This is a genomic window from Mycobacteriales bacterium (assembly GCA_035995165.1).
Taxonomy (GTDB): Bacteria; Actinomycetota; Actinomycetes; order Mycobacteriales; family CADCTP01; genus CADCTP01.
In genome coordinates this window covers 20708-44087 of record DASYKU010000096.1, presented here as the reverse complement: position 1 = coordinate 44087, position 23380 = coordinate 20708, and the positions used below count along the sequence as shown (strand labels likewise).

Genomic DNA, 23380 nt, shown 5'->3' with positions numbered 1-23380 from the left:
GGGGCCTCGACCGGGCCCGCGACAGTCGCCGCGTCGGCGACGGTGTCGGTCAGTCGGACGCGTCGCCCCGGATCGCCTCCAGCACCCGGGCCGGCGTCAGCGGCACCGCCGTGATCCGGGCTCCGAACGGCCGCAGCGCGTCCTCGACCGCGTTCGCGATCGCCGCCGGGGCCGGGATCGTGCCGCCCTCGCCGGCGCCCTTCGCGCCCAGCGGGTTCAGCGGCGAGGGCGTGTGCACGTGCACCAGCTCGACCGGCGGCACCTCGCGGGCCGAGGCCAGCGAGTAGTCGAGGTAGCTGGTGGTCTGCGGCTGTCCGGACACGTCGTAGAGGGCCTCCTCCAGCAGCGCGTTGCCGATGCCGTGGGCGAAGCCGCCGAGCACCTGCCCGTCGACCAGCATCGGGTTCACGACGGTCCCGCAGTCGTGGCCGATGACGTACTTCAGGATCTCGATCCCGCCGGTCTCCGGGTCGACCTCGACGACGACCGCGTGCGTGCCGCTGGCGTACGCGGCCCGTTCGGGCGCGAAGTAGGCGGTCGTCTCCAGCCCGGGCCGGACCCCCGCCGGCAGCGTGATCCCGTGCTTGCCGACGTTGGCGACCTGGGCGATCTCCCGCAGCGTCACCCCGGTCTCCGGGTCGTCCCGCACGACGACCCGGTCGCCGGCGAAGAGCAGGTCCGCGGACCTGAGCAGCACCTCGGCCACGCCGAAGACCTTCTCCCGCAGCTCCCGGCCGGCCAGCAGCGTCGCCGGGCCCGCGGTCGCGGTGATCCGGGACGCGAACGTGCCCTGCCCGAACGGGATCCGGCCGGTGTCGCCGGTGACGACGCGGATGTGCTCCATGTCCAGGCCGAGCGCGTCCGCCGCGATCTGCGCGTACACGGTCTCGTAGCCCTGGCCCTGCGGGGCCGCGGCCAGCGTGACGAGCACGCTGCCGTCGTTGGTCAGCCGGAGCCGCGACCCCTCGTACGGGCCGAGCCCGCAGCCCTCGACGTACCCGGCGACGCCGACGCCGACGAACCGCCCGGCGGCGCGGGCCTCGCGCTGGAACTCCCGCTGCCCGGCGTAGTCGATCTTGTCCAGGACGACCCGCAGCAGCTCCGGGAAGTTGCCGCTGTCGTACGTGAGCGGGCTGCCGTCCCGGAACGTGAGCCCGACCCGGTACGGGAACTCGTCGGCCTGCACGAGGTTGCGCCGCCGGACCTCGGCCGGGTCCAGCCGCAGGTGCTCGGCGACCCGGTCCACCATCCGCTCCATCGCCACGACCGCCTGCGGCCGGCCGGCCCCGCGCACCGAGCTGGTCGGGACCATGTTCGTGTAGCAGGCGTACAGCTCGCTGTGGATGAACGGGATCTTGTACTGGCCGGGCAGCGTGGACAGCGTGATCATCGGCACCTGCAGGCCCGCGCAGTACGCGCCCTGGTCGTGCTCGAAGACGTTCTTGACCGCGAGGATCGTGCCGTCGTCGTCGAAGCCGATCTCGATGGCGTGGGTCTGGGCCCGCTCCATCATCGTGGCCATGAAGTTCTCCCGGCGGTCCTCGACCCACTTCACCGGGTGCTCCAGCAGCCGGGACAGGTACGGGATCACCGCCTCCTCGCCGTAGAACTGGGCCTTGGGCCCGAACCCGCCACCGACGTCGGCCGGCGCGACCACCCGGACCTCGTCCTCGGTGACGTCGTAGAGGTAGGCGAGCATGTTGCGGACGTAGTGCGGGGACTGGGTGGTGTCCCAGACCGTGAGCTGGCCGGTGGCCGTGTCGTAGCGGGCGGCGACCGCGCGGGTCTCCATCGAGTGCCCGCCGCCGCGACGGATCACGAACGTCTCCGACAGCCGGTGCGGCGCGGCCGCCAGCGCGGCCTCGACGTCGCCGGTGCGCTGCACGACGTGCACGGCGATGTTGTCGCTCGCGCCGTCGTGGACCAGCGGCGCGCCCTCGGCCCGGGCCGCGGCGGTCGAGGCCACCGCGGGCAGTTCCTCGTAGTCGACCTCGATGAGGTCGAGGGCGTCCTCGGCGACGTAGCGGGAGACGGCGACGACGACCGCGATCGGTTCGCCGGCGAAGTGCACCCGCTCCGGCGGCAGCGCGTACCGGGGGACGTCGGCCAGCTGCGGGTGGGTCACCTTGGGCGGGATCGGCTTGGCGATCGGGCCGAGGTCGGCGCCGCTCCAGACGCCGATCACGCCGGTCAGCGCGGCTGCGGCCTTGGTCTCGATCCGGGTGATCCGGGCGGCCGCGTGCGGGCTGCGCAGGAACGCGGCCTCGTAGGCGCCGGGCAGGTCCAGGTCGTCGAGGTAGCGCCCGGCGCCGGTGAGCAGCCGGTGGTCCTCCCGGCGCCGGACCGAGGCGCCGATCATCGCGCTACTCACCGTCCACTCCGGACACGTCCAGGAGTGCCCTGACCATGCCGGCGTACCCGGTGCAGCGGCAGATGTTGCCGGACAGCACGTCCCGGGCCTCCTCCTCGGTCCGGACCGGACCCGCCCGCAGCGCCTCGGTCGCGCTCATCAGGAAGCCGCTGGTGCAGAATCCACATTGGACGGCGTGCCGGGCGCTGAACGCCTCCTGCAGCGGGTTCAGCTCGCCGTCCGGGGCCAGGCTCTCCACCGTCTCGACCGCGTGGCCCTCGGCCTGGACCGCGAGCATCAGGCAGGACCGGACCGCGGCGCCGTCGAGCAGGACGGTGCAGGCGCCGCAGACGCCGTGCTCGCAGCCGAGGTGGGTGCCGGTCAGCCGCAGCCGGCCGCGCAGGAAGTCGGCCAGCGTCAACCGGCTGTCGACCACCTCCTCGTACGGGCGGCCGTTCACCGTGGTGGCCAGCCGGACCACCTCGCCCGGGGCCGGCTCCTGCTCGGTCATGCGGCGTCCTCCCTGAGGTCGACCCGGTCGACCTGGTCGACCAGGTCGTCGAGGGCCCGGCGGGCCAGCACGCCGACCAGCCGGCGGCGTTGCCCGGCCCCGGCGTGCAGGTCGCCGAGCGGGTCGGTCTCCCGCCGGGCGGCGTCCTCCACGGCCGCGAGCGCCGCGGGTTCCAGCCGGCCGCCGGTCGCGGCGCGCTCGGCGCCGGACAGCCGGACCGGGGTCGCGCCGACGCCGGCCGCGACCAGCCGGCAGCCGGTCACCGTGCCGGTGTCGTCGCGGACCACGACCGCGGCCACCGCGGCCAGCGCGAAGTCGCCGCGCCGGGTCGCGAACTCGCGGAACGCCGTGCCGGTGCCGGCGGCCAGGTCGTCCACCGACACCCCGGTCAGCAGCTCGTCCGGTTCCAGCGCCGAGGTGAGGTGGAACAGGAAGAACTCCGCGGCCGGGACCTCCCGCTCGCCCCGGGCCGAGCGGACGTGCATCCGGGCGCCGAGCGCGGTCATCACGGCCGGCAGCTCGGCGGCCGGGTCGGCGTGGGCCAGGCTGCCGCAGATCGTGCCCCGGTTGCGGATCTGCGGGTGCGCGACGTGGGTCAGCGCGGTGGTCAGCAGCGGCAGGTCGCGGGCGACCTCGGCCGAGCGCTCGACCGTCCGCTGCCGGACCAGGGCCGGGAAGTGCCACCCCGTCGCCGTCCGGCGGGGGCGGTCCAGGTCCGGCAGCCGGTTGATGTCGACGAGGTGCTCGGGCGCGGCCATCCGGAAGTTCATCAGCGGCAGCAGGCTCTGCCCGCCGGCGAGGACCTTGCCGTCCTCGCCGTACCCGGCCAGCAGGGCTACCGCCTCGTCCACTGTGGACGGAGCGTGGTAGGAGAACCGGTTCGGCTTCACGGGGTCACCTGAGCACAGCCGCAGTCGCCCGCGGGCAGCGCCGGCAGGTCGTGGCCGGCCAGGAACGCGCCGACCAGCGCGGCCAGCTCCGGCCGCTCGACCAGCGACAGGTGCCGCAGGCCCGGCAGCGTCAGCGCCCGCCCGTCCTGCACCCCGGCGGCGGCCGCCTCGCCCATCGCCGGCGGGGTCGCGTAGTCCTCCTCGCCCGCGAGCGCGAGCGTCGGCGCGGTCACCGCGGCCAGCCCGGCCCGGGCGTCGAGGCGCCCCAGTGCCCGGCAGGCCTCGGCGTGCGCGGGGGACGCGGTGTCGAGGAAGACGCCGACCACCCGGCGTACCTCGGCCGGGTGGGTGGCCCGGAAGGCCTCGGTGAACCAGCGGTCGACCTGGAACGGCACCTGGTTCGTCCGCGGCGTCGCGAGCACGCCGTCGGCCCGCTCGGACCAGGTCTTCGGCGCCTGCGGGCCGTACCAGGCGGTCGTGTCGGCCAGCACCAGCCGGTCCACCCGGTCCGGGTACGCCGCCGCGAACGTCATCGCGACGCTGCCGCCCATCGACATCCCGACCAGATGCACCCGGGCCAGGTCCAGCCCGTCCAGCAGCGCCAGCACGTCCGCGGCCATCTCGGCGACGTCGAACGGACCGCCGTCCCAGCCGCTGTCGCCGTGCCCGCGGGCATCCGGCGTGATCACCTCGTACGATCCGGCCAGCCGGTCGGCGAAGCCGTCCCAGACCGGCCCGGCCAGCGCCAGCGGGTGCAGCAACATCACCGGATCGCCGTCACCCCGCCGTCCGTACGCGAGAGACCCGACCCGACTGCGGTCTACAGTGGATGGACCTGACGCCGGCTCAGGAGGAGAAACCGGGGCGCCGGCGGACGGCATCGGGTTTCCCGACGGGGGAGCGGGTTCCTCAGGCATGGACGCCCCCGCCCAGCAACGCGGCCACGTTCCCGCCCAGCACCGCCGCCTCGTCCGCTGTGGACAGTCCGGCCGCCGTGACCGTGCCGACCGGCGTGGGATCGCCGATCGGGAAGGGATAGTCGGTGCCGAGCAGCACGTGCCCGGCTCCGACCGTGCCGGTGAGGAACGCGATCGCGGCCGGGCTCATCGCGACCGTGTCGTAGTAGAGGTCGCCCAGGTAGTCCGAGGGCGACTCGCGCTCGATCCGGTGCCCGGACAGCCCGTCGGCCCGGTGCCCGCCGTCCAGCCGCAGGCTCTGGTACGGCAGGAACCCGCCGCCGTGCACGGTCACCAGCCGCAGCCCCGGGTGCCGGTCCAGCACCCCGGCCAGCAGCAGCCGCGCCACCGCGAAACTCGTGTCGACCAGCCGGCAGTAGGTGTTGCCGTACTCCTCGGCGTCCGGCAGCGAGCGGGCCGGCCCGTCCGCCGGCGGATGCAGCAGCGCCGGCACCCCGAGCTGCTCCAGCGCCGACCAGAGCGGCTCCAGCCGCGGGTCGGCGAGGTCCCGGACGTGGTACGGGTTCGTGCTGAGGATGAGCCCGGCCGCCCCGTCCTCGGTGACCGCCGCGGCGAGATCCGCGGCCGCGTCGTCGGGGTCGTCCAGGGCCACCGAGGCGAAGACCCGGTCGCCGGGGCCGGCCTCGGCCAGCAGCCCCCGGGTCAGCCGCCGGGCCCAGGACCGCGCCTCGCCGGCCGGCATCGACGGCGGCGGCTGCACGTCCACCCAGGGCGAGAGGACCTGCGCGTCGATGCCCTGCCGTTCCAGGTACCCGGCCCGGGCCGACGCCTGCGTCATGCCCGGCTTGATCAGCCGCGTGCCGCCGCCGGGCAGCTCCAGCCGCCAGCCGCCGTCCACCCGGGACGCGGCGAAACCGGATGTGCCGTCGAGCGAGGCCAGCAGCGCCTCCGGCACGACGTGGGCGTGGCAGTCCACGACGGGCGTGCGGTCGTCCACGGTGACGTCCTCCCTGGTCGGATTCCCCCACCCGACGGTAGAGAGGCGGGGTCCGGGCGACCAGCGGGACCATCTGATGACTGCCTTCAGGGCAGCTTGGTTCAGCTCACCGCGGCCAGGGGTACGGCCCGGGCCGAGACCGTCGCCGCGATCTCGTGCAGCACGGCCAGCAGCCGCGCCACCGCCGGGTCGGCCGGCCCGTCCGGCCGGGTGACCGCGTCGATGTGCCGGACGAACGCCGGCTGGTGCACCGGCCGGGCCACCACGTCCGGCCGCCGCGCGGTCAGCGAGAGCCGCGGCACCAGCCCGACCCCGATCCCGGCCGCGACCAGCCCCTGCACCGACTCGTAGTCCGGCGTCCGGAACGCGACGTCCGGCTCGAACCCGGCCAGCCGCCCCATGCACTCCAGCGCCTGGTCGTACGGGGCCTTGTGGGCGCGGGCGATCCAGGCCTCGTGGGCGAGGTCGGCCAGCCGCAGCGGCATGGTCTCGGGGCCGGCCAGCGGGTGCCCGGTCGGCAGCAGCACGTAGAGCGGGTCGTCGAGCAGGTGCTCGCGGTGCAGCCGCGGCATCGAGCGGGGCGCGAAGTCGTAGTCCCAGAGCAGCGCGACGTCGACCGAGCCCTCGGTCAGCTGGACCGCGACGTCGTCGGGCTGGGACGGCACGACCACCAGCCGGGTGTCGTCGTGCCGCTCCCGGTAGGCCGAGACGACCAGCGGGATCAGGTGCGCGCCGGCGGTGGAGAACGTGCCCAGCGTGACCGGCTCGGGCCGGTCGCCGAGCCGCCGCAGCTCCCGCTCGATCGCGGACAGCTCGCCCAGCACGGCACCGGCCCGCTCGGCCAGCACCGCGCCGGCCGAGGTGAGCCGGACCCCGCGCGGCAGCCGTTCCAGCAGCGGCGTGCCGACCTCGCGCTCGAGGATCGCCATCTGCTGGGAGACCGCGGACTGGGTGAAGTGCAGCCGGGTGGCGGCCGCGGTCAGCGACCCCTCGGCCGCGACCACGCAGAAGATCGTCAGCCGTCTCGTGTCCAGCACGTGAACCTCCTCAGTTGTCGCGCCGGACCCGGCCGGTCCACCCGGAGCCCTCGATCGCGGTCAGCCCGCGCATCACCAGCGAGGACGTCAGCGCCGCGGCCAGGTCCCCGTCCCGGTCCTCGTACGCGCGCAGCAGCCGCTCGTGGTCGAGCACGGACTTCTGGATCCGGCCCGGCAGCGACAGGCTGATGTGCCGCAGCTGCAGCATCCGCAGCCCCAGGCTGTCCAGGACCCGGCAGAGCGTCCGGTTGCCGGTGATCGCGGCCTCGGTGTTGCGGACCTGGACGTTGGTCCAGAAGTAGCGGTCCACGTCCTCGTCCCGGACCGCGGCCGTCAGCTCCGCCTGCAGCTCGTGCAGCCGGCCCAGGTCGGCCTGGGTCGCGACGTCCACGACCGTCCGGCTGACCATCGCGTACAGGTGGGCGCGGACCCGGTAGAGCTCGCGCACCTCCTGGATGTCGAGCGAGGCGACCCGGGGCCGGCGGCGGGCCGTGATCTCCACGAACCCCTCCCGCTCCAGGGTCAGCAGCGCCTCCCGGACCGGGGTGCGGCTGGTGCCGAAGTGCCGGGACAGCTCGACCGAGTTGAGGTCGTCCCCCGGCAGCAGGCGGCCCTCGATGATGTCGCTGCCGACGGTGACCACGACCTCGTCGACGGTGCTCTCGCCGGTGCGCCCGAGCACCCGCAGCAGTTCCCGCCGGCCGAGCTGGCCGCGGATCCCCGTCTCCAGCGCATACGTCATCGTTCCCTCTCCGGCACGGTTCAGCCCCCCAGCAGGCGCGGCCACTTCGCGGCCACCCGGTCGAGGAGCTCCCGGCTCGCCTCGGCGACGCGGGGGAACTCCTCCAGCCGTTCGAAGGGCCGGCAGGCGTCGATGATGGCACGCGTGTTGTACGGCGGCGCGCCGCGCGGCCGCATCGGGTCGACCCGGCTGCCCCAGGTCCGGCGGAGCACGTCGATGTCCTCGCCGGGCTCGGTCCGGGTGCAGACCGCCCACATGACGTCGTTGAGGCTGCGGGCGTCCACGTCGCCGTCGACCACGATGACGAACTTGTTCATGTACGCGGCCGCGGGCAGCTGCGAGGCCAGCAGCCCGGCCTGCCGGACGTGCCCCGGGTACTGCTGGTGCACCGACACCGCGAGCAGCTGCCGGCCGCCGCCGACCTCGTGCGCCCAGACGCTCTCCAGCCCCGGCAGCCCGGTCGCGACCAGCGCGTCGTGGATCATCGCCGACTTCATCACGCTGCGCATGTAGGAGTAGTCGTGCGGCGGCTTGCCGGGCGGCGCGCCCAGCAGGATCGGGTCGCCGCGGTGGTAGAGCCGCTCGACCGTCATCGTCAGCACCTGCTCGGAACCGCCGCTGTAGTAGCCGGTCCACTCCCCGAACGGTCCCTCGTCGGCCTTCTGGTCCGGGTAGAGCCAGCCTTCGATGGCGATCTCCGCGGTGGCCGGGATCGGCAGCCCGGTCAGCTCGCCCGCCACCACCTCCAGCGGCCGCCCCATGACCGCGCCGGCATAGTCCAGTTCGGACACTCCGCGCGGCACCTCGGTCCCGGCCACGATGAGCAGCAGCGGGTCCTGGCCCAGCGTGGCCACCACCGGTGCCCGGCCCTCCTTGGCGAACCACTTCCGGACGTGCATCGCGCCGTGCTTGCCGGCCTCGATGTTCACGCTCGCGGCCCGGCCGCCGTCCTGCACCTGGATCCGGTACGCCCCCGCGTTGACGTCCGCGGGGTCGTCCGGGTCGGTGGTGATCACCGCGCAACCGGTGCCGATGTAGCGTCCGCCGTCGCCCTCGTGCCAGCGCGGCACCGGGAAGGCCAGCAGGTCCACGTCGGTGCCGCGGACGACGTGCTCGGTGACCGGGCCGGCGGAGACCGTCCGGGCCGGGAACCGCGGGGAACCCTCGATCCAGGCCGCCGGCCGGCTGCGCAGCGCCTGCACCAGCGACCGGTCGTCGAGGTCGTCGCCGAGCCGCAGCGTCAGTCCGAGCCGCCGGGCCGTGCTGAGGCTGCCGGTGAGCACCCGCGCCCCGGCCGGGTAGCCGGTGATCCGGTCGAACAGCAGCGCCCGCGGCGAGGGCTGCTTGTAGTTCAGCTCGGACAGCGCGCCGATCTCCAGGTCCCAGTCGGCCGACTCGACGCTGCGTAGCTCGCCCAGCCCGTCGACGGCCTCCAGCCAGCTGCGCAGGTCGACGATGTCCTCGAGGGAGACGCCCATGCCGTCAGTCCCTGTAGAGCGAGTCGATGTAGCCCTGCTTCTGCAGCGCGTCGACGTAGCTGTTGTCGACGTACTGGTCGGCGTTCGCGGGCGGGTCGAGGCCCTTGTCCTGGGCCGCGGCCTGGAACGCCTTGGTCAGCAGCCCTGGGTCGACGGTCGGCGTCCTGGCCCAGAGCGGGTTGAAGAAGTCGTAGGAGTACTTCGCCAGCGTCGGGTCGTCGTTCCCGCTGTGCTTGATGATGCTGGCGATCGCGGTCTTCTCGTCGTTGTGCAGGATCGACAGGCACTCCACTTCGGACTTCACGAACGCGGCCACGGCCTTGGAGTTCGTCGTGTCGTAGTCCGCCTTGACCGTGTACGCGTTGGCCGCGGCCGGGAACCGGGTGAAGTCCATGATCTTCTTGAAGCCCTTGGCCCGGGTCTGCGTCCCGGTCGGCGGCTGGGTCACGATCGCGTCCACCGCGCCCTTCTCCAGCGCGGTCACCTCGGCCGGCGTGCTCTTCAGGAACGTCTTCTTGATGTCCTTGTCGGTCAGCCCCTGCTCGGCCAGCCAGGCGTCGATCGACGCATCGCCGAGCGAACCGGGCGAGCTGAGCCCGATCTTCTTGCCCTTGAGATCGGCCGCGCTCGAGGTCAGCGTCGACTTGCCCCACATCTCCACGTAGTAGTGCGGGATCGGCAGCGCGACGTACTTCAGCGGCACCCCGTTCAGCGCCCCGGCCGCGGTCGACTGGGCCACCCCGACGCCGATCTGCACGCTGTTGCTGGCCAGCGCCGCGAACAGCTGGGAGCTGCTGTTGAGCAGCGTGAGCTTGACGGTGAGCCCGTTCTTGGCGAAGACGCCCTGGTCCTGGCAGACGTAGAGATCGTCGTACGCGGCGCCGATGGCGGTGTAGCCGATCGTCATCGACATCGAGCCGGCGGCGGCGCCGCCGCCGGACGCGGCGGGCTTGCCGCAGGCGGCCAGCAGCAGCGCGGCGGCGGAGACAGCCGCGATCAGCAGCGGTCGGGTACGGGTGCGCATGGGGATTCCTCCGGCGGGGGAGAGGGCTCAGACGGAGCTGGACCAGAAGGTGAAGCGGTGCTCGACCCAGGCGACGCCGCGGGTCAGCGCGACCGCGAGCACGGCGATGACGACGATCGCGGCCATCGCGTCGTCCATCTGGAAGTCGGAGGTCTCCTTCTGCACGACGTAGCCGAGACCCTCGTTGCCCATGAACAGCTCGGCCACGATGGCGCCGACGAGCGCGCGGCCGACGGCCTGCCGGACCCCGGCCAGGATGTACGGCAGCGTCGCCGGGAAGGCGACCGAGCGCAGGGTCAGCCCGCGGGAGGCGCAGAAGACCCGGGCCACCTGCAGGTAGTTCTGCTCGACGTTGCGGGCGCCGGCGACGACGTTGATGAGCAGCGGGAAGATCGCGCTCCAGACCACGATGACGATGCGGGCCTGACCGCCGATGCCGAACCAGAAGATGATGATCGGCAGGAAGACCACGAACGGCACCGAGTACATGATGCTGACGATCGGCTCGGTCAGGCCGTAGAGCAGCCGGCTGCGTCCGATCAGCAGGCCGATCGGGATGCCGGCGGCCAGCGAGATCAGCATGCCGACGAACACCGACTGCAGCGTGGACAGCAGCGGCGGCCAGAGGTTGCCCGAGCGCTGCAGGTCGCCGAGCGCCCTGATCGCCCCGATCGGGGAGCTGGAGAACGTCGGGTCGACCCAGCCGGCCCAGGTCGAGACCTGCCAGGCGCCGAGCACGACGACCAGGCCGATCAGGCCGAGGACGCCGGTGCCGGGCAGCCGCCGGCGGCGCGGGCCGGGGACGGTCGCCGGTGCCGCGGTCGTGCTAGCCGGCGAGACGTGCGTGGTCGTCATCGGACCGGGCCTCCGTTCGGGCGTTCCGGGCGGGCTGGGACTGGTGCATGACCAGGTCGGTGACGTAGTCGCTGAGCGCGAGGAACTCGGCCGACCGCTTCACCTGCGGGCTGCGCGGCCGGGGCAGGTCGACCGGCACGATCTCCAGCACGTGGGCCGGACCGGCCGAGAGCACCACGACCCGGTCGGCCAGGAACACCGCCTCGGGCACGTCGTGGGTGATGAACACGGCCGTCTTGCCGCCCTCGACGCCGTCGGCCTGCCAGACCCGGACCAGCTCCGCCTGCATGACCTCGCGGGTCTGCGCGTCCAGGGCCGCGAACGGCTCGTCCAGCAGCAGCAGCTCCGGGTCGGTGGCCAGCGCCCGGGCCAGGTTGACCCGCTGGCTCATGCCGCCGGAGAGCTCCCGCGGGTAGCGGTCGCCGTAGCCGCCCAGGCCCACCAGCTCGACCAGCTCCTCGACCCGGCGGTGGCCGGCCGCGTCGATCCGGCCGTGCGCCCGCAGGCCGAACTCGATGTTGCCGACGACGGTGCGCCAGGGGAACAGCGACGCCTGCTGGAAGACCAGCGACCGTTCCCGGCCCGGGCCGCTGATCTGCTTCCCGTCCAGGCTGAGCTCGCCCGACTCGACCGGCAGCAGGCCGGCGATCGCGGAGAGCATGGTCGTCTTGCCGCAGCCGCTCGGTCCGACCACCGCGACGAACTCGTTCGCCGCGACGTCGAAGGTCAGACCATCGACCGCGAGTGAGAACGTGCCGCGACGACCCGACCGGTGGCCGATCCTCAGGTCCCGTACGCGGAGCTTGGGCACTCCTGCTGCCATCGTTCCTGCCTCCCGGATGTCGGGGCGGATGCAGCTCGCGTCGACCAACTGTCGACACTTGGAGTCAAGCAGGCTTCCCGGCCAGGTGTCCAGAGCGTGACGGGCGGGGATTGAGAATGTTTCGATGACGCGGAGTGTCCACAGTTACCGAGAGGTCTACGCCTGCTGCTATCCGTCCACTCCGATCGGGCGCCATCGCGACGCTGCGTCAGGTGATGGCCAAGCGTCGACACTTGGCCATCGGGTGCGCTGATCCGGGGCCGCAGGCGGCATCATGATCCCCGGAGGCAGGGGAGGGGTGCGGGTGCAGTACGAGATCGTCGCCGAGACGTACCGGGATCTGGAGGCGGCCACCGGCCGGCTCGCGTTGATCGACCGGCTGTCCGGACTGATCGAGGTGACGCCGGAGGACCTGCTGGCCCGGATCTGCTATCTGTGCCAGGGGATGATCGCGCCGCAGTTCGCCGGCGTCGACCTCGGGCTGGCCGAGAAGCTCGCGGTCCGCGCGGTCGCCACCGCCGCCGGGGTCGAACCGGCCGCGGTCAGCACGGCCGTCCGGGAGACCGGCGACCTCGGCGAGGCGGCCCAGCAGCTGCTGCCCGAGCGGACGGCGAGCCTCGGGGTGGCCGAGGTGGTCGGCACCCTGCACGAGATCGCCGCGGCCGAGGGCGCCGGTTCGCAGGGCCGCAAGCTCGACCTGCTGGCCGGGATGCTCGGCCGGGCCACCCCGCTGGAGGCGCGTTACCTGCTGCGGCTGGTCACCGGCAACCTGCGGCTGGGCATCGGCACGCCGACGATCCTGGACGCGCTGGTCCGGGTGCACGCCGGCGGCAAGACCGACAAACCGGTGCTGGAGCGGGCCTACAACATCTGCTGCGACCTGGGCCTGGTCGCCGAGACCCTGGTCCGCGGCGGGATGGCGGCGGTCGAGGAGATGAAGGTCCGGCCGGGCAACCCGGTCCGGGTGATGCTGGCCCAGCGGCTCTCCGACGCCGAGGAGATCCTGGCCAAGCTCGGCGGCGAGTGCGCGGCCGAGTACAAGTACGACGGGATCCGGATCCAGGCCCACCGCACCGCCGACGGGCACGTCGAGCTGTTCACCCGCGGGCTGGAACGCATCGGCAACCAGTTCCCCGACCTGGTCGAGGCGCTGGCGGCCGGGATCGGGCCGAGGGAGGCGATCCTCGAGGGCGAGGCGGTCGCGTACGACCCGGCCGCGGCCGAAATGCACCCGTTCCAGGAGGTCATGTTCCGCCGCCGCAAGCACGGCATCTCCGAGGCGGTCCGGGACGCGCCGGTCAGCCTGTTCTGCTTCGACCTGCTCTACGCCGACGGCGAGGACCTGACCCGGCTGCCGTACCGGCAGCGCCGGCAGCGGCTGGCCGCGGCGGTCACCCTGTCCGACCGGCTGCACCTGACCACCGCGATCGAGGTGAGCACGCCGGCGGCGCTGGACGCCGCCTTCGAGCAGGCGATCGCCGACGGCTGCGAGGGGTTGATGTGCAAGTCGGTCAGCCCGGACGCCGGCTACCGGGCCGGGGCCCGCGGCTGGACCTGGATCAAGCTCAAGCGGGACTACCGCTCCGAGCTCTCCGACACCGTCGACCTCGCCATCGTCGGGGCCTTCGCCGGCCGGGGGCGGCGGCGCGGCGTCTACGGGGCGCTGCTGCTGGCCGCGTACGACGCCGAGGCGGACGTCTACCGCACGGTCGGCAAGTGCGGCACCGGCTTCTCCGACGCCGAGCTGGCGGCGCTGCCGGAGCGGCTGGCGCCCTACCGCAGTGAGCACAAGCCGGCCGTGGTCGACGCCCGGCAGCCGGCCGACGTCTGGTTCGAACCGGCGCTGGTGGTGGAGATCCTCAGCGCCGAGCTGACCCTCTCGCCCAACCACACGGCCGGCTGGGGCGTGCTGAAGCAGGACGCCGGGCTCGCGATGCGCTTCCCCCGCTTCACCGGCCGGTGGCGCGAGGACAAGACCGCGCAGGACGCGACCACCACCACTGAGCTGGTCGATCTGTTCCTGGGCGCGCGCCGCAAGGCCTGAACGGGGCGCGCGTCACAGGTTGCAGCCGGGTAGCAAACATCCGATTCGGTGGACGACGTTTCGCAGCCGTGCCTATTGTCTAGTGAATCGATCGGCATAGACGGCCATCATGGCCAGGGGGCTCATTCATGATCACTATCCGTTCGCGTCGCGGCCGTACGGTCGCGTTGCTGGCCCTGACGACCGCTGCCGGCCTCGGCCTGAGCGCCTGCGGGTCGAGCTCGTCCGGCGGCGGCAGCAGCGAGAGCAAGTCGGTCAACCTCGTCGCCTACTCGGTGCCGAAGCCGGCGTACGACGCGCTGGCCACCGCGTTCGCCAAGACCAGCCAGGGCTCGGGGGTCAAGGTCAACTCCTCGTACGGGGCCAGCGGCACCCAGGCCACCGCGGTCACCAACGGCCAGAAGGCCGACGTGGTGAACTTCTCGGTCGGCTCGGACCTGACGAAGCTGGTGCCGGGCAAGGTCGCCGAGGGCTGGAACACCGGCCCGACCAAGGGGATCGTCTCCGACTCCGTGGTCGTCATCGTGACCCGGCCCGGCAACCCCAAGGGCATCAAGGGCTGGGACGACCTGATCAAGCCGGGCGTGCAGATCGTCACCCCGGACCCGGCGTCCTCGGGGTCGGCGAAGTGGAACATCCTCGCCGCCTACACCCACGTCCTGAAGGACGGCGGCACCGAGGACCAGGCCAATGCGTACCTGACCTCGTACTACAAGAACATCGTGAGCAAGCCGAGCAGCGGCTCGCTGGCCACCTCGACGTTCCTCAACGGCACCGGTGACGTCCTGATCTCCTACGAGTCGGAGGCGATCGGCGGGAAGCAGAAGGGCGACAAGTTCGACTACATCGTGCCCGCGGAGTCGTTCCTCATCGAGACCCCGGCCGCGGTGACCTCGAACGCGTCCCAGGCCGGGAAGGACTTCCTGGCCTACGCCGAGAGCGACGCCGGCCAGAAGATCTTCGCCAGCAAGGGTTTCCGGCCCGCGCTGCAGGGCGTCGACCCCGGCACCGTCGAGGGCGCCAACGACCCGTCCAACCCGTACCCGGCCGTGGCCAAGCTGACCACGATCGCCGACCTCGGGGGCTGGACCACGGTCAACAAGAAGTACTTCGACAAGGAAGACGGCATCGTGACGAAGATCGCGAGCAGCGTCGGGTGACCACCACCGACCTGACCGCCCCGGTCGCCGCCGCCCCGCGCGGTGGCAGCGGCCGGCGGCGGCGCGCGGAGGAGGCCGGCTCGACGTTCCGGTTCACCCCGCTGACGGGGGTCGGGCTGGGCTCGGCGGTGCTCTGGATGAGCCTGCTGGTGCTGCTGCCGCTGGCCGCGGTCGTGCTGAAGTCCACCGACGCCGGCTGGAGCGGCTTCTGGGACTCGATCACCGGGAAGCAGGCGGCCGGCGCGCTGCGCTTCACCGTCGGCAGCTCGCTGCTGGTCTGCGCGATCAACGCGGTGATGGGCACGCTGATCGCCTGGGTGCTGGTCCGGGACGACTTCCCGGGCAAGCGGCTGGTCGAGAACATCATCGACGTGCCGTTCGCGCTGCCGACGATCGTGGCCGGCCTGGTGATGAACACCCTCTACGGCACCGACTCCCCGGTCGGCATCGTGCTCTACGGCAAGCGGGCCGGGATCGTCATCGCGCTGCTGTTCGTCACGCTGCCGTTCGTGGTCCGGACCGTACAGCCGGTGCTGATGGCGATGGAGACCGACGTCGAGGAGGCGGCCGCCTCCCTCGGGGCCAGCCCGCTGACCACGTTCCGCCGGATCGTGCTGCCGACGATCCTGCCGGCGATCGCGGCCGGCACCGCGCTGGCCTTCGCCCGGGCCATGGGCGAGTACGGCTCGGTCGTGCTCATCGGCGGCCAGCTGAACAAGACCCAGACCTCGTCGGTCTTCGCGTACAACGCGATCCAGGACGGTGAGCTGGCCGACGCCGCCGCCACCGCGACCGTGCTGCTGGTGGTCGCGATCCTCGTCATCGGCGGGCTGGACCTGCTGCAGCGCTGGGCGGCCCGCCGTGGCTAGCACCGTGGCGACCAAGCAGCGCCCCAGCACCCGGGCGGGGCTGCGTACGGTCGCCGTGCTCTACGTGGGCATCCTGGTCGCGGTGCCGCTGGCGCTGATCTTCGCGCGGACGTTCGAGCAGGGCGCCTCGACGTTCTGGGAGGCGATCAGCACGCCGGACGCGGTGCACGCGTTCAGGCTCACCGCCGAGATCGCGCTCATCGCAGTCGTGATCAACACCGTCTTCGGCATCGGGGTGGCGCTGCTGCTGGCCCGCTACCGGTTCCCGGGCCGGCGGCTGTTCAACATCCTGCTCGACATCCCGGTCTCGGTCTCGCCGATCGTGGTCGGGCTGGCGCTGGTGCTGGTCTACGGGCCGACCCAGGGCTGGTTCGGGCCGACGTTGTCCGACGCCGGGCTGCAGATCATCTTCGCCCTGCCCGGCATGGTGCTGGCCACCTGCTTCGTCTCGCTGCCGCTGGTGGTGCGGGAGCTGGTGCCGGTGCTGGAGGAGGAGGGGCTGGACCAGGAGATCGCGGCCCGGTCCCTCGGCGCCAACGGCTGGCAGCGGTTCGTCCGGATCACACTGCCGACCGTCCGCTGGGCCCTCGCGTACGGCGTGGTGCTCAGCCTGGCCCGCGCCATCGGTGAGTTCGGCGCGGTCCGGGTCGTGTCCGGCGACGTCATCGGCCAGACCCAGACCGGCACGCTGCGGGTCGCGGACCTGGCCGAGCAGGGAGAACCCGGGTCGTACCAGGTGGCGCTGGTGCTCGTGCTGTTCGCCGTGGTCTGCATCGTGGGCATCTCGTTGCTCCGTCCCAGGGAGAAGAAGAGCTGATGGGTATCGAAGCGCGCGCCATCACCAAGCGGTTCGGCGACTTCGTCGCCCTCGACGACGTCGACGTGTCGGTGCCGTCGGGCGAGCTGACCGCCCTGCTGGGCCCGAGCGGCGGCGGCAAGTCCACGCTGCTGCGGATCATCGGCGGGCTGGAGGAGCCGGACACCGGCTCGGTCGACATCGACGGGGTCGATGCGACCCGGGTGCCGGCTCAGCGGCGCAACGTCGGGTTCGTCTTCCAGCACTACGCGGCGTTCAAGCACCTCTCGGTCTACCGGAACGTCGCCTTCGGGCTGGAGATCCGGCGGCGGCCGAAGGACGAGATCCGGCGCCGGGTGCACGAGCTGCTGGAGCTGGTGCACCTGGAGCAGTTCGCCGACCGGCTGCCCTCGCAGCTGTCCGGCGGGCAGCGGCAGCGGATGGCGCTGGCCCGGGCGCTGGCGACCGAGCCGAAGGTGCTGCTGCTGGACGAGCCGTTCGGGGCGCTGGACGCGCAGGTCCGCAAGGAGCTGCGGGACTGGCTGCGCCGGCTGCACGACGAGATGCACGTGACGACCCTGTTCGTCACCCACGACCAGGAGGAGGCGCTGGAGGTCTCCGACCGGCTCGTGGTCATCAACCAGGGCCGGATCGAGCAGGTCGGCTCGCCCACCGACCTGTACGACAAGCCCGCGAACGACTTCGTCATGAGCTTCCTCGGGCCGGTGACCCGGCTGGAGGGCCGGCTGGTCCGCCCGCACGACATCGAGGTGTTCAGCGAGCCCGTCGGCGGTTCCGTCCAGGCTTCGGTGACGCGCCTGCAACGGATCGGGTTCGAGGTCCGGGCCGAGCTGGAGGCCGGGACCAGCAAGCCCTGGGTGCAGCTGACCCGCGGCCAGGCCGACGGGCTGCGGCTCAACGCCGGCTCGACGGTGTGGCTGCGCGCGGCGGAGGGCGCGTCCACGCTGGCCGCGCCGGCGGGCGAGCACGCTCCGGTCCCGGTCCCGGCGGCCTGATCCCGGCTCGGGGCATCCTCCGGGCGCCCTGGCGGTCCCCTCCCGCCGGGTGCCCACGCCCTCGGCCGGACGCGGCCGGGGTGAGCGCCGTGGGCCGGTCGGGGTGGGGTGGGGCGGCGTTCCCGGTCGCCGCTCCGCCCGCCCCGGCCGGCCCACGGTAACGTCGGGCGGGTGACAGACTATGGGGATATCGCCGCATTCGTTGGCCTGCCGCGCCTGACCGGTCTGACGCTCAGCCCCGACGGCGTCCGGCTCGTCGGCACCGTCCAGCAGCCCGACGCCAAGGACGCCCGGTACGTCTCCGCACTCTGGGAGATCCCCCTGGGCGACGGCGACCCGGCTCGCCTGACCCGGTCGGAGAAGGGCGAGTCGGCGCCGGCGTTCCGGCCCGACGGCTCGCTGGTGTTCACCTCGGCCCGCCCGGTCCCCGACGGCGAGGCCGACGAGGCCGCGCTCTGGGTGCTGCCGCCGGCCGGCGAGCCCCGGGTGCTGGCCCGGGCGGCCGGCGGCCTGTCCGGACCGGTCGTCGCGGCCGAGGCCGGCACCGTCCTCGTCACCGGCAGCCGGCTGGTCGGGTCGGGCCCGGACGACGACGCCGAGCGGCGCAAGACCCGCCAGGACCGCAGGATCAGCGGGATCCTGCACACCGGCATGCCGATCCGCTTCTGGGATCACGAGCTCGGCGCCGAGTCGCCGCGGCTGCTGGTCGCGGACGCCGGGGGCGAGCTGCGCGACCTCGCCCCGGACGCCGCCTTCGGGCTGGTCAACGCCGACTGGTCGGTCACCGCGGACGCGGTCACGGTCGCGACGACCTGGCACACCCGCGGTCCCCGGGGCGCGTTCCGGTCCTCCGTGGTGCTGATCGACGTGGCCACCGGCGAGCGCAGCACGCTGGCCGAGGACGCGGACCGGGAGCACGACGGCCCCCGGATCGCGCCGGACGGCTCCCTGGTCGCGATGAACACCCGTACGGACGGGTCGTACGAGACCCCGTCGGTGTGGGGCCTGCGGATCGTGCCGGCCAAGGGCGGGTCGGCCGTCCCGGTCGAGCTCGGCGACCTCGACCCGGCCGAGTATGTCTGGGCGCCGGACTCCCGGATCCTCTACGTCGCCGGCGACCTGCACGGCTCCGGCGCGGTCGTGGCCGTCGACCCGGCCACCGGCTCGGTGCTGCGGCGGCTGGCGGGCGACGGCGTGTTCAGCAGCCTCTGCCCGTCGCCCGACGGCCGGTACGTCTACGCGCTGCGCTCCGCGATCGACGCCGCCCCGGCTCCCGTCCGGCTCGACACCGCGGCCGCGGACCAGACGCCGGTGGACCTGCCGACCCCGGCCCCGATGCCCGCGCTGCCGGGCCGGGTCGAGGCGGTCCGGGCCGCGGTCGGCGGCGCCACCGTCCGGGGCTGGCTGGCCACCCCGGCCGACGCCGACGGCCCCACCCCGCTGATGGTCTGGATCCACGGCGGCCCGTTCTCGTCCTGGAACTCCTGGAGCTGGCGCTGGAACGCGTGGGTCGCGGTGGCCCAGGGCTGGTCCGTGCTCATGCCGGACCCGGCGCTGTCCACCGGCTACGGCCCGGACTGGATCGCCCGGGCCTGGCCGCACCGGGCCGCCCCGGTCTGGGCCGATCTGGAGGGCCTGCTCGACGCCGTGGTCGCCCGCCCGGACATCGACGAGACCCGGACGGCCTGCCTCGGGGCCTCGTTCGGCGGCTACATGACGAACTGGATCGCCGGTCACACCGACCGGTTCGGCGCGATCGTGACCCACTCCGGCACCTGGGCCCTGGACCAGAAGAACGACACCGCCGACGTGGCCCAGCACTGGGACACCATGTTCGGCCGCCCCGAGGCGCACCCGGACTGGTACGCGGAGAACTCCCCGCACCGCAACGCCGACCGCATCCGTACACCGCTGCTGGTCATCCACGGCAACCGCGACTACCGGGTGCCGGTGAGCGAGGCGCTGCGGCTGTGGTGGGACCTGGTCGGCCGCTGGGAGGGCGACCCGGCCGAGCTGCCGCATCGTTTCCTCAACTTCCCGACCGAGAACCACTGGATCCTGTCGCCCGCCAACGCCGAGATCTGGTACGACGCGATCCTCGGCTTCTGCGCCGAGCACGTGCTCGGCCGGCCCTGGAGGCCCTCCGCCCTGCTGTGACTGGGATCTCGGCTTCCGTGAACGCTGGGCGAACTCTCCCGCGAGGGACTGTCTGAGCGTCGTTCTGCCGGTCAATCTGACGGTGTGACGGGTGCTTCGGTAGTTCTCGCGCTGGTCGTGATCACCGCGTTGGGGTTCGACTTCACCAACGGGTTCCACGACACGGCGAACGCGATGGCCACGTCCATCGCCACCGGTGCCCTGCGGCCCAAGGTCGCGGTGGCATTGTCCGGGATCCTCAACCTCGTCGGCGCGTTCCTGTCCGTGGAGGTCGCCCTCACGGTCACGAACGCCGTGGTGAAGATCCAGAACAAGGACGGCACGCCCAAGGCGTCCCTGATCGGCGACGGCGGTGAGGCCCTGCTCATCATCGTGCTGGCCGGCCTCATCGGCGCGATCGTCTGGAACCTGCTGACCTGGCTGCTGGGGCTGCCGTCGAGCTCGTCGCACGCGCTGTTCGGCGGGCTGATCGGCGCGGCGATCGCCGGCCTCGGCTGGGGCGGGGTGAACTGGAACGGCGACGGCTCCAAGCTGGACGGCGTCGTCGGCAAGGTGGTCCTGCCCGCGCTGCTGTCACCGATCGTGGCCGGGGTCGTCGCCGCCGTCGGCACCTGGTTGATCTACCGGGTGGTCACGGGGGTGGCGGCCAGGTTCACCGACAACGGCTTCCGCTGGGGCCAGATCGGCTCGGCCTCGCTGGTCTCCCTCGCCCACGGGACGAACGACGCGCAGAAGACGATGGGCGTGATCACGCTGGCGCTGATCGGCTCCGGGCACTGGAGCCACACCGACAGCATCCCGTTCTGGGTGAAGCTGTGCTGCGCCCTGGCGATCGCGTCCGGGACGTACATCGGCGGCTGGCGGATCATCCGTACGCTCGGCAAGGGGCTGGTCGAGATCACGCCGCCGCAGGGGATGGCCGCGGAGAGCGCGTCCGCGGTCGTCATCCTCGCCTCCAGCCAGCTCGGCTTCGCGCTGTCCACCACCCACGTGGCCACCGGCTCGATCCTCGGCACCGGTATCGGCAAGCGGGGCGCGGTGGTCCGCTGGCGGGTGGCCGGCCGGATGGTCGCGGCCTGGCTGATCACGCTGCCGTGCTCGGCGATCGTCGGCGCGGTGATGTGGTACCTGGCGCACGCGCTCGGCGGCGCCGCCGGCGGCATCGTCATCTTCCTCGTGCTGCTGGCCGCCGCGGCCGGGTTCTACCTGCGCTCCCGGGCCACCCCGGTGCACGCGGGCAACGTCAACGACGAGTGGGAGGGCGCCGCGGAGACGGCCGCCCGGACCCCCGCGAACGCCTGAGCCGGGAGGGCGACGCAGATGCACAACGTGACGCTGGCCTTCGAGGCCATCTGGAAGGTTCTTCTCATCGGGCTGATCCTCGGCGCCGGGCTGCCGACCCTGTTCGCGGCGGGCGTCCGCTTCATGGCCTGGGGCGAGGGCGGCGAGGCCGAGGTGCACACCGCCGGCACCGCGGTCGCGGTCGCGCACCCGGTCGGGCGCCTGCTGGCCGGCCTGTGCTTCCTGATCGTGTTGCTCGGGGTCGCCCTGGGCATCCTCTACATCGTGGTCACCGGCCTCGGCGATCACCTGCACTTCACCCACGTCTACCCGACGATCTCGAGCAAGTAGGGAGCGCGACGTGACCGAACCGACTGCTGCCAACTTCCTCACCCGGGCCGTGGAGTGGCTGCGCGCGGGCTACCCGGCCGGGGTGCCGAAGCAGGACTACGTGGTGCTGCTCGGGCTGCTGCGGCGCAAGCTCACCGACCTCGAGGTGCACCAGATCTCCGCCGAGCTGGCCGGGCTGGCCCAGCAGGGCGAGGAGATCACCACCGCGGACGTGGAGAAGCTCATCAACGACGCGACCCTGGACCAGGCCGCGCCGGCGGACGTGGCCCGGGTCTCGGCCCGCCTCGCCGCCGGCGGCTGGCCGCTGGCCGACGCCCCGGCCTGACCCGGATCAGCGCGGCCGCAGGCCCAGGAGGGCGGCGAGCGGGAAGACGCTGCGCGGGGCGTACGTGGTCCGCCACAGTCCACCGTGGACGGCCGTGTACGCCTCGTCCTGCCAGGGGTGCGCGTGCACCGGCGGCGTGGTGTTCAGGTCGTGCACGAGCAGGGCCGCGAGCAGCGTGCTGGACGTGGCCGGCTCGAAGACCTCGACGCCGAAGTGGTGCGCGCCGGTGAACGCCGCCTTCAGCGTCCGCCGCGAGACCACCGACCGGGTCCGGGTCGACGGCGCGACGTGGAAGGACACCGTCGCGCCGGCCGCCCGGGCGACGGTCGCGCGCCAGCGCTGGACCCGCTTGGCCAGCGCGTAGTTCGGGCCCTGCTGCGGGATCAGGCTGTCGTTGATCCCCGGGTCCGTGCCGGGCTCGTACGGGCGGTGGAACAGGGGAGTGACGGCGCCCAGCCGCCGGGCCGCGGACCGCTCGTACGCGGTCGTGGCCGCGGTGACCGCGGCGCCCGGCACCGCGAACACGTCCGTCGGCGTGGCCAGGTACGCCAGGGCCAGGTCCGCGCGCTGCTGCCGGACCCGGCGGCCGAGCACGTCGGCGGCGGCGGACAGCCGCAGGTGCAGGCTGCCGTCGGCGTACGCGTAGGTGCCGAGGACGAGGCGGCCGGGCAGGCCGGTCAGCCAGTCCGCGATCGCCGGCACCTCGGTGAGCAGGTCGGCCCCGGTCTGCCCGCCGGTCCGTCCGCCGGTGCCGGCGGCGTCGCCGTCGGTGGGCAGCAGCAGGCGGCCGGCCGAGCCCGCCGCGGCCGCCCGCAGCCGGTCCTGCAGGGCCGGACGGGGCAGGTCGACCGCGGCCACGGTCGCGCCCCAGCGCAGCAGCGGCGCCACCGGCGCCATCTCCGCGCCGGCCCCGAGCGCGGCCACCGTGACCCCGTCCAGCCGCAGCCACTCCGGGTGGGCGAGCACGGCGTCGATCGGCCCCGCCAGTGAGGGCTCGGCGATGCCGCCGGCGATCCAGCTCTCGACCCGGCGCCGGATGCCGTCCCCGCGCAGCAACTCGCCCCGGTACGGCAGGACGAGCTCGGCCTCCCGCTCGCCGCTGCCGCGGACCTCCTCGGTGCCGGGCTTGCGGGTGGCCGGCTCGGCCAGCGCCGCCGTCAGCGGGGCCTCGTCGCCGCCGGTCAGCCCGATCCGCATCCGGTGGTCCAGCTCGTCCAGCCCGGCGCCGGCGAGGTGGACCCAGTCCTCGGGCGAGCGCAGCCCGGCCTCGACAAGCCGCCGGAAGTGCGCGGGGTAGTCCTTGCGCCAGTCCTCGGCTCCCTCGACCGCCCGGGCGCCGTCCGGGTCCACCGGCCGCAGCGCGGCCGCCAGCACGGCCCGCCCGGCCGCGGTCGTGCTCCGCCGCCCGTCGGCCCCCGCGGCGACCACCACACCCGCCCGTTCCGTCATGCCCTGCTTGTACTCATCCCCGGGCCCGTCCGCCAGTCCCGGCCCGCGATCGGGGTCACGGCGAGTCCGTGGACACGCAGGACGAACCCGGCGTTCTGCGGGCCGGTCACCTGGCGGGTGCAGGGATCGGAGATCCGCCCGTACCGGGACGAGCCCCGGATCCCCGTACGTCGCGGGGTCGGCACGAACAGCGGGAACACCACGGCGTCACCGGTCACGTGGGCCCCGAATTCCTCGTACCTGCCGCAGGAGGTCGGCGGCGGGGATCTGGACCCGGCGGATGGCGGCTTTGCCAAATAGGATGTGTA

General features: G+C 73.2%; 22 protein-coding genes. 9 read left to right on the top strand and 13 right to left on the bottom strand.

Going from position 1 to position 23380, the window contains the following annotated elements; all coding sequences use genetic code 11:
* Window positions 1-49: 49 nt before the first annotated feature.
* The 11 genes from VGP36_16145 to VGP36_16095 form a co-directional block, all read right to left on the bottom strand.
* Window positions 50-2371, bottom strand: coding sequence for a xanthine dehydrogenase family protein molybdopterin-binding subunit (locus VGP36_16145; GenBank protein ID HEV7656246.1), 2322 nt, complete (start codon window positions 2369-2371; stop codon window positions 50-52).
* Entirely contained in the window at window positions 2364-2861 is a 498-nt protein-coding gene (locus VGP36_16140; GenBank protein HEV7656245.1) for a (2Fe-2S)-binding protein, read from the bottom strand. The genes VGP36_16145 and VGP36_16140 overlap by 8 nt, the downstream gene beginning before the upstream one ends.
* The gene (locus VGP36_16135; protein ID HEV7656244.1) at window positions 2858-3751 is read right to left on the bottom strand and encodes a xanthine dehydrogenase family protein subunit M; all 894 of its coding nucleotides are present in this window, start codon (window positions 3749-3751) and stop codon (window positions 2858-2860) included. The genes VGP36_16140 and VGP36_16135 overlap by 4 nt, the downstream gene beginning before the upstream one ends.
* Entirely contained in the window at window positions 3748-4515 is a 768-nt protein-coding gene (locus VGP36_16130) for an alpha/beta fold hydrolase (protein HEV7656243.1), read from the bottom strand. Before VGP36_16130 ends, VGP36_16135 begins: the two co-directional genes overlap by 4 nt.
* Before the next feature lie 145 nt (window positions 4516-4660).
* Window positions 4661-5665 carry an amidohydrolase family protein gene (locus VGP36_16125; protein ID HEV7656242.1) on the bottom strand — a complete coding sequence of 335 codons (1005 nt, stop codon included), beginning with the start codon at window positions 5663-5665 and terminating at the stop codon, window positions 4661-4663.
* A 101-nt stretch (window positions 5666-5766) separates the two neighbouring features.
* A complete protein-coding gene (locus VGP36_16120; protein ID HEV7656241.1) occupies window positions 5767-6702 on the bottom strand; it encodes a LysR family transcriptional regulator in 936 nt (311 codons plus the stop codon).
* A gap of 10 nt (window positions 6703-6712) precedes the next feature.
* Entirely contained in the window at window positions 6713-7444 is a 732-nt protein-coding gene (locus tag VGP36_16115; protein HEV7656240.1) for a GntR family transcriptional regulator, read from the bottom strand.
* A gap of 20 nt (window positions 7445-7464) precedes the next feature.
* On the bottom strand, window positions 7465-8922 hold the full coding sequence (locus VGP36_16110; protein ID HEV7656239.1) for a UbiD family decarboxylase: 1458 nt from the start codon (window positions 8920-8922) through the stop codon (window positions 7465-7467).
* 4 nt (window positions 8923-8926) lie between these two features.
* Window positions 8927-9946 carry an ABC transporter substrate-binding protein gene (locus VGP36_16105; GenBank protein ID HEV7656238.1) on the bottom strand — a complete coding sequence of 340 codons (1020 nt, stop codon included), beginning with the start codon at window positions 9944-9946 and terminating at the stop codon, window positions 8927-8929.
* 27 nt (window positions 9947-9973) lie between these two features.
* Window positions 9974-10801, bottom strand: a complete 828-nt coding sequence (locus tag VGP36_16100) for an ABC transporter permease (protein HEV7656237.1) — start codon at window positions 10799-10801, stop codon at window positions 9974-9976.
* Window positions 10773-11624 (bottom strand): ABC transporter ATP-binding protein, encoded by an 852-nt coding sequence (locus VGP36_16095; protein HEV7656236.1) that lies wholly within the window; start codon window positions 11622-11624, stop codon window positions 10773-10775. The genes VGP36_16100 and VGP36_16095 overlap by 29 nt, the downstream gene beginning before the upstream one ends.
* 304 nt (window positions 11625-11928) lie before the next feature.
* Here VGP36_16095 and VGP36_16090 point away from each other — a divergent pair, with 304 nt between their 5' ends.
* The 9 genes from VGP36_16090 (at window position 11929) to VGP36_16050 (ending at window position 21623) form a co-directional block, all read left to right on the top strand.
* Window positions 11929-13668, top strand: coding sequence for an ATP-dependent DNA ligase (locus tag VGP36_16090; protein HEV7656235.1), 1740 nt, complete (start codon window positions 11929-11931; stop codon window positions 13666-13668).
* A gap of 128 nt (window positions 13669-13796) precedes the next feature.
* Window positions 13797-14828 carry an extracellular solute-binding protein gene (locus tag VGP36_16085; protein HEV7656234.1) on the top strand — a complete coding sequence of 344 codons (1032 nt, stop codon included), beginning with the start codon at window positions 13797-13799 and terminating at the stop codon, window positions 14826-14828.
* Window positions 14825-15697, top strand: a complete 873-nt coding sequence (gene cysT / locus VGP36_16080; GenBank protein ID HEV7656233.1) for a sulfate ABC transporter permease subunit CysT — start codon at window positions 14825-14827, stop codon at window positions 15695-15697. Before VGP36_16085 ends, cysT begins: the two co-directional genes overlap by 4 nt.
* Window positions 15690-16514 carry a sulfate ABC transporter permease subunit gene (locus tag VGP36_16075; GenBank protein ID HEV7656232.1) on the top strand — a complete coding sequence of 275 codons (825 nt, stop codon included), beginning with the start codon at window positions 15690-15692 and terminating at the stop codon, window positions 16512-16514. Before cysT ends, VGP36_16075 begins: the two co-directional genes overlap by 8 nt.
* The gene (locus VGP36_16070) at window positions 16514-17509 is read left to right on the top strand and encodes a sulfate ABC transporter ATP-binding protein (protein HEV7656231.1); all 996 of its coding nucleotides are present in this window, start codon (window positions 16514-16516) and stop codon (window positions 17507-17509) included. Before VGP36_16075 ends, VGP36_16070 begins: the two co-directional genes overlap by 1 nt.
* A gap of 171 nt (window positions 17510-17680) precedes the next feature.
* Window positions 17681-19666, top strand: a complete 1986-nt coding sequence (locus VGP36_16065; GenBank protein ID HEV7656230.1) for a prolyl oligopeptidase family serine peptidase — start codon at window positions 17681-17683, stop codon at window positions 19664-19666.
* Between the two features lie 84 nt (window positions 19667-19750).
* Window positions 19751-20968 carry an anion permease gene (locus VGP36_16060; GenBank protein HEV7656229.1) on the top strand — a complete coding sequence of 406 codons (1218 nt, stop codon included), beginning with the start codon at window positions 19751-19753 and terminating at the stop codon, window positions 20966-20968.
* Between the two features lie 18 nt (window positions 20969-20986).
* The gene (locus tag VGP36_16055) at window positions 20987-21298 is read left to right on the top strand and encodes a hypothetical protein (protein HEV7656228.1); all 312 of its coding nucleotides are present in this window, start codon (window positions 20987-20989) and stop codon (window positions 21296-21298) included.
* Window positions 21299-21308: 10 nt separating this feature from the next.
* Window positions 21309-21623: a DUF3349 domain-containing protein gene (locus VGP36_16050; protein ID HEV7656227.1), complete on the top strand. Its 315-nt coding sequence runs from the start codon at window positions 21309-21311 to the stop codon at window positions 21621-21623.
* 6 nt (window positions 21624-21629) lie between these two features.
* On the opposite strand, the gene VGP36_16045 is transcribed toward VGP36_16050, so the two are convergent.
* The gene (locus VGP36_16045) at window positions 21630-23072 is read right to left on the bottom strand and encodes a hypothetical protein (GenBank protein ID HEV7656226.1); all 1443 of its coding nucleotides are present in this window, start codon (window positions 23070-23072) and stop codon (window positions 21630-21632) included.
* Complete coding sequence (locus tag VGP36_16040) at window positions 23069-23290, bottom strand: hypothetical protein (protein ID HEV7656225.1); 222 nt, start codon at window positions 23288-23290, stop codon at window positions 23069-23071. Before VGP36_16040 ends, VGP36_16045 begins: the two co-directional genes overlap by 4 nt.
* Window positions 23291-23380 lie beyond the last annotated feature (90 nt).

Bases quoted from the DNA above. Each gene is read 5' to 3' on its own strand.
- VGP36_16140 (HEV7656245.1), bottom strand. From the start codon at position 2,861: ATGACCGAGCAGGAGCCGGCCCCGGGCGAGGTGGTCCGGCTGGCCACC.
- VGP36_16130 (HEV7656243.1), bottom strand. From the start codon at position 4,515: ATGTTGCTGCACCCGCTGGCGCTGGCCGGGCCGGTCTGGGACGGCTTC.
- VGP36_16115 (HEV7656240.1), bottom strand. From the start codon at position 7,444: ATGACGTATGCGCTGGAGACGGGGATCCGCGGCCAGCTCGGCCGGCGG.
- VGP36_16110 (HEV7656239.1), bottom strand. From the start codon at position 8,922: ATGGGCGTCTCCCTCGAGGACATCGTCGACCTGCGCAGCTGGCTGGAG.
- VGP36_16105 (HEV7656238.1), bottom strand. From the start codon at position 9,946: ATGCGCACCCGTACCCGACCGCTGCTGATCGCGGCTGTCTCCGCCGCC.
- VGP36_16100 (HEV7656237.1), bottom strand. From the start codon at position 10,801: ATGACGACCACGCACGTCTCGCCGGCTAGCACGACCGCGGCACCGGCG.
- VGP36_16095 (HEV7656236.1), bottom strand. From the start codon at position 11,624: ATGGCAGCAGGAGTGCCCAAGCTCCGCGTACGGGACCTGAGGATCGGC.
- VGP36_16085 (HEV7656234.1), top strand. From the start codon at position 13,797: ATGATCACTATCCGTTCGCGTCGCGGCCGTACGGTCGCGTTGCTGGCC.
- VGP36_16070 (HEV7656231.1), top strand. From the start codon at position 16,514: ATGGGTATCGAAGCGCGCGCCATCACCAAGCGGTTCGGCGACTTCGTC.
- VGP36_16055 (HEV7656228.1), top strand. From the start codon at position 20,987: ATGCACAACGTGACGCTGGCCTTCGAGGCCATCTGGAAGGTTCTTCTC.
- VGP36_16045 (HEV7656226.1), bottom strand. From the start codon at position 23,072: ATGACGGAACGGGCGGGTGTGGTGGTCGCCGCGGGGGCCGACGGGCGG.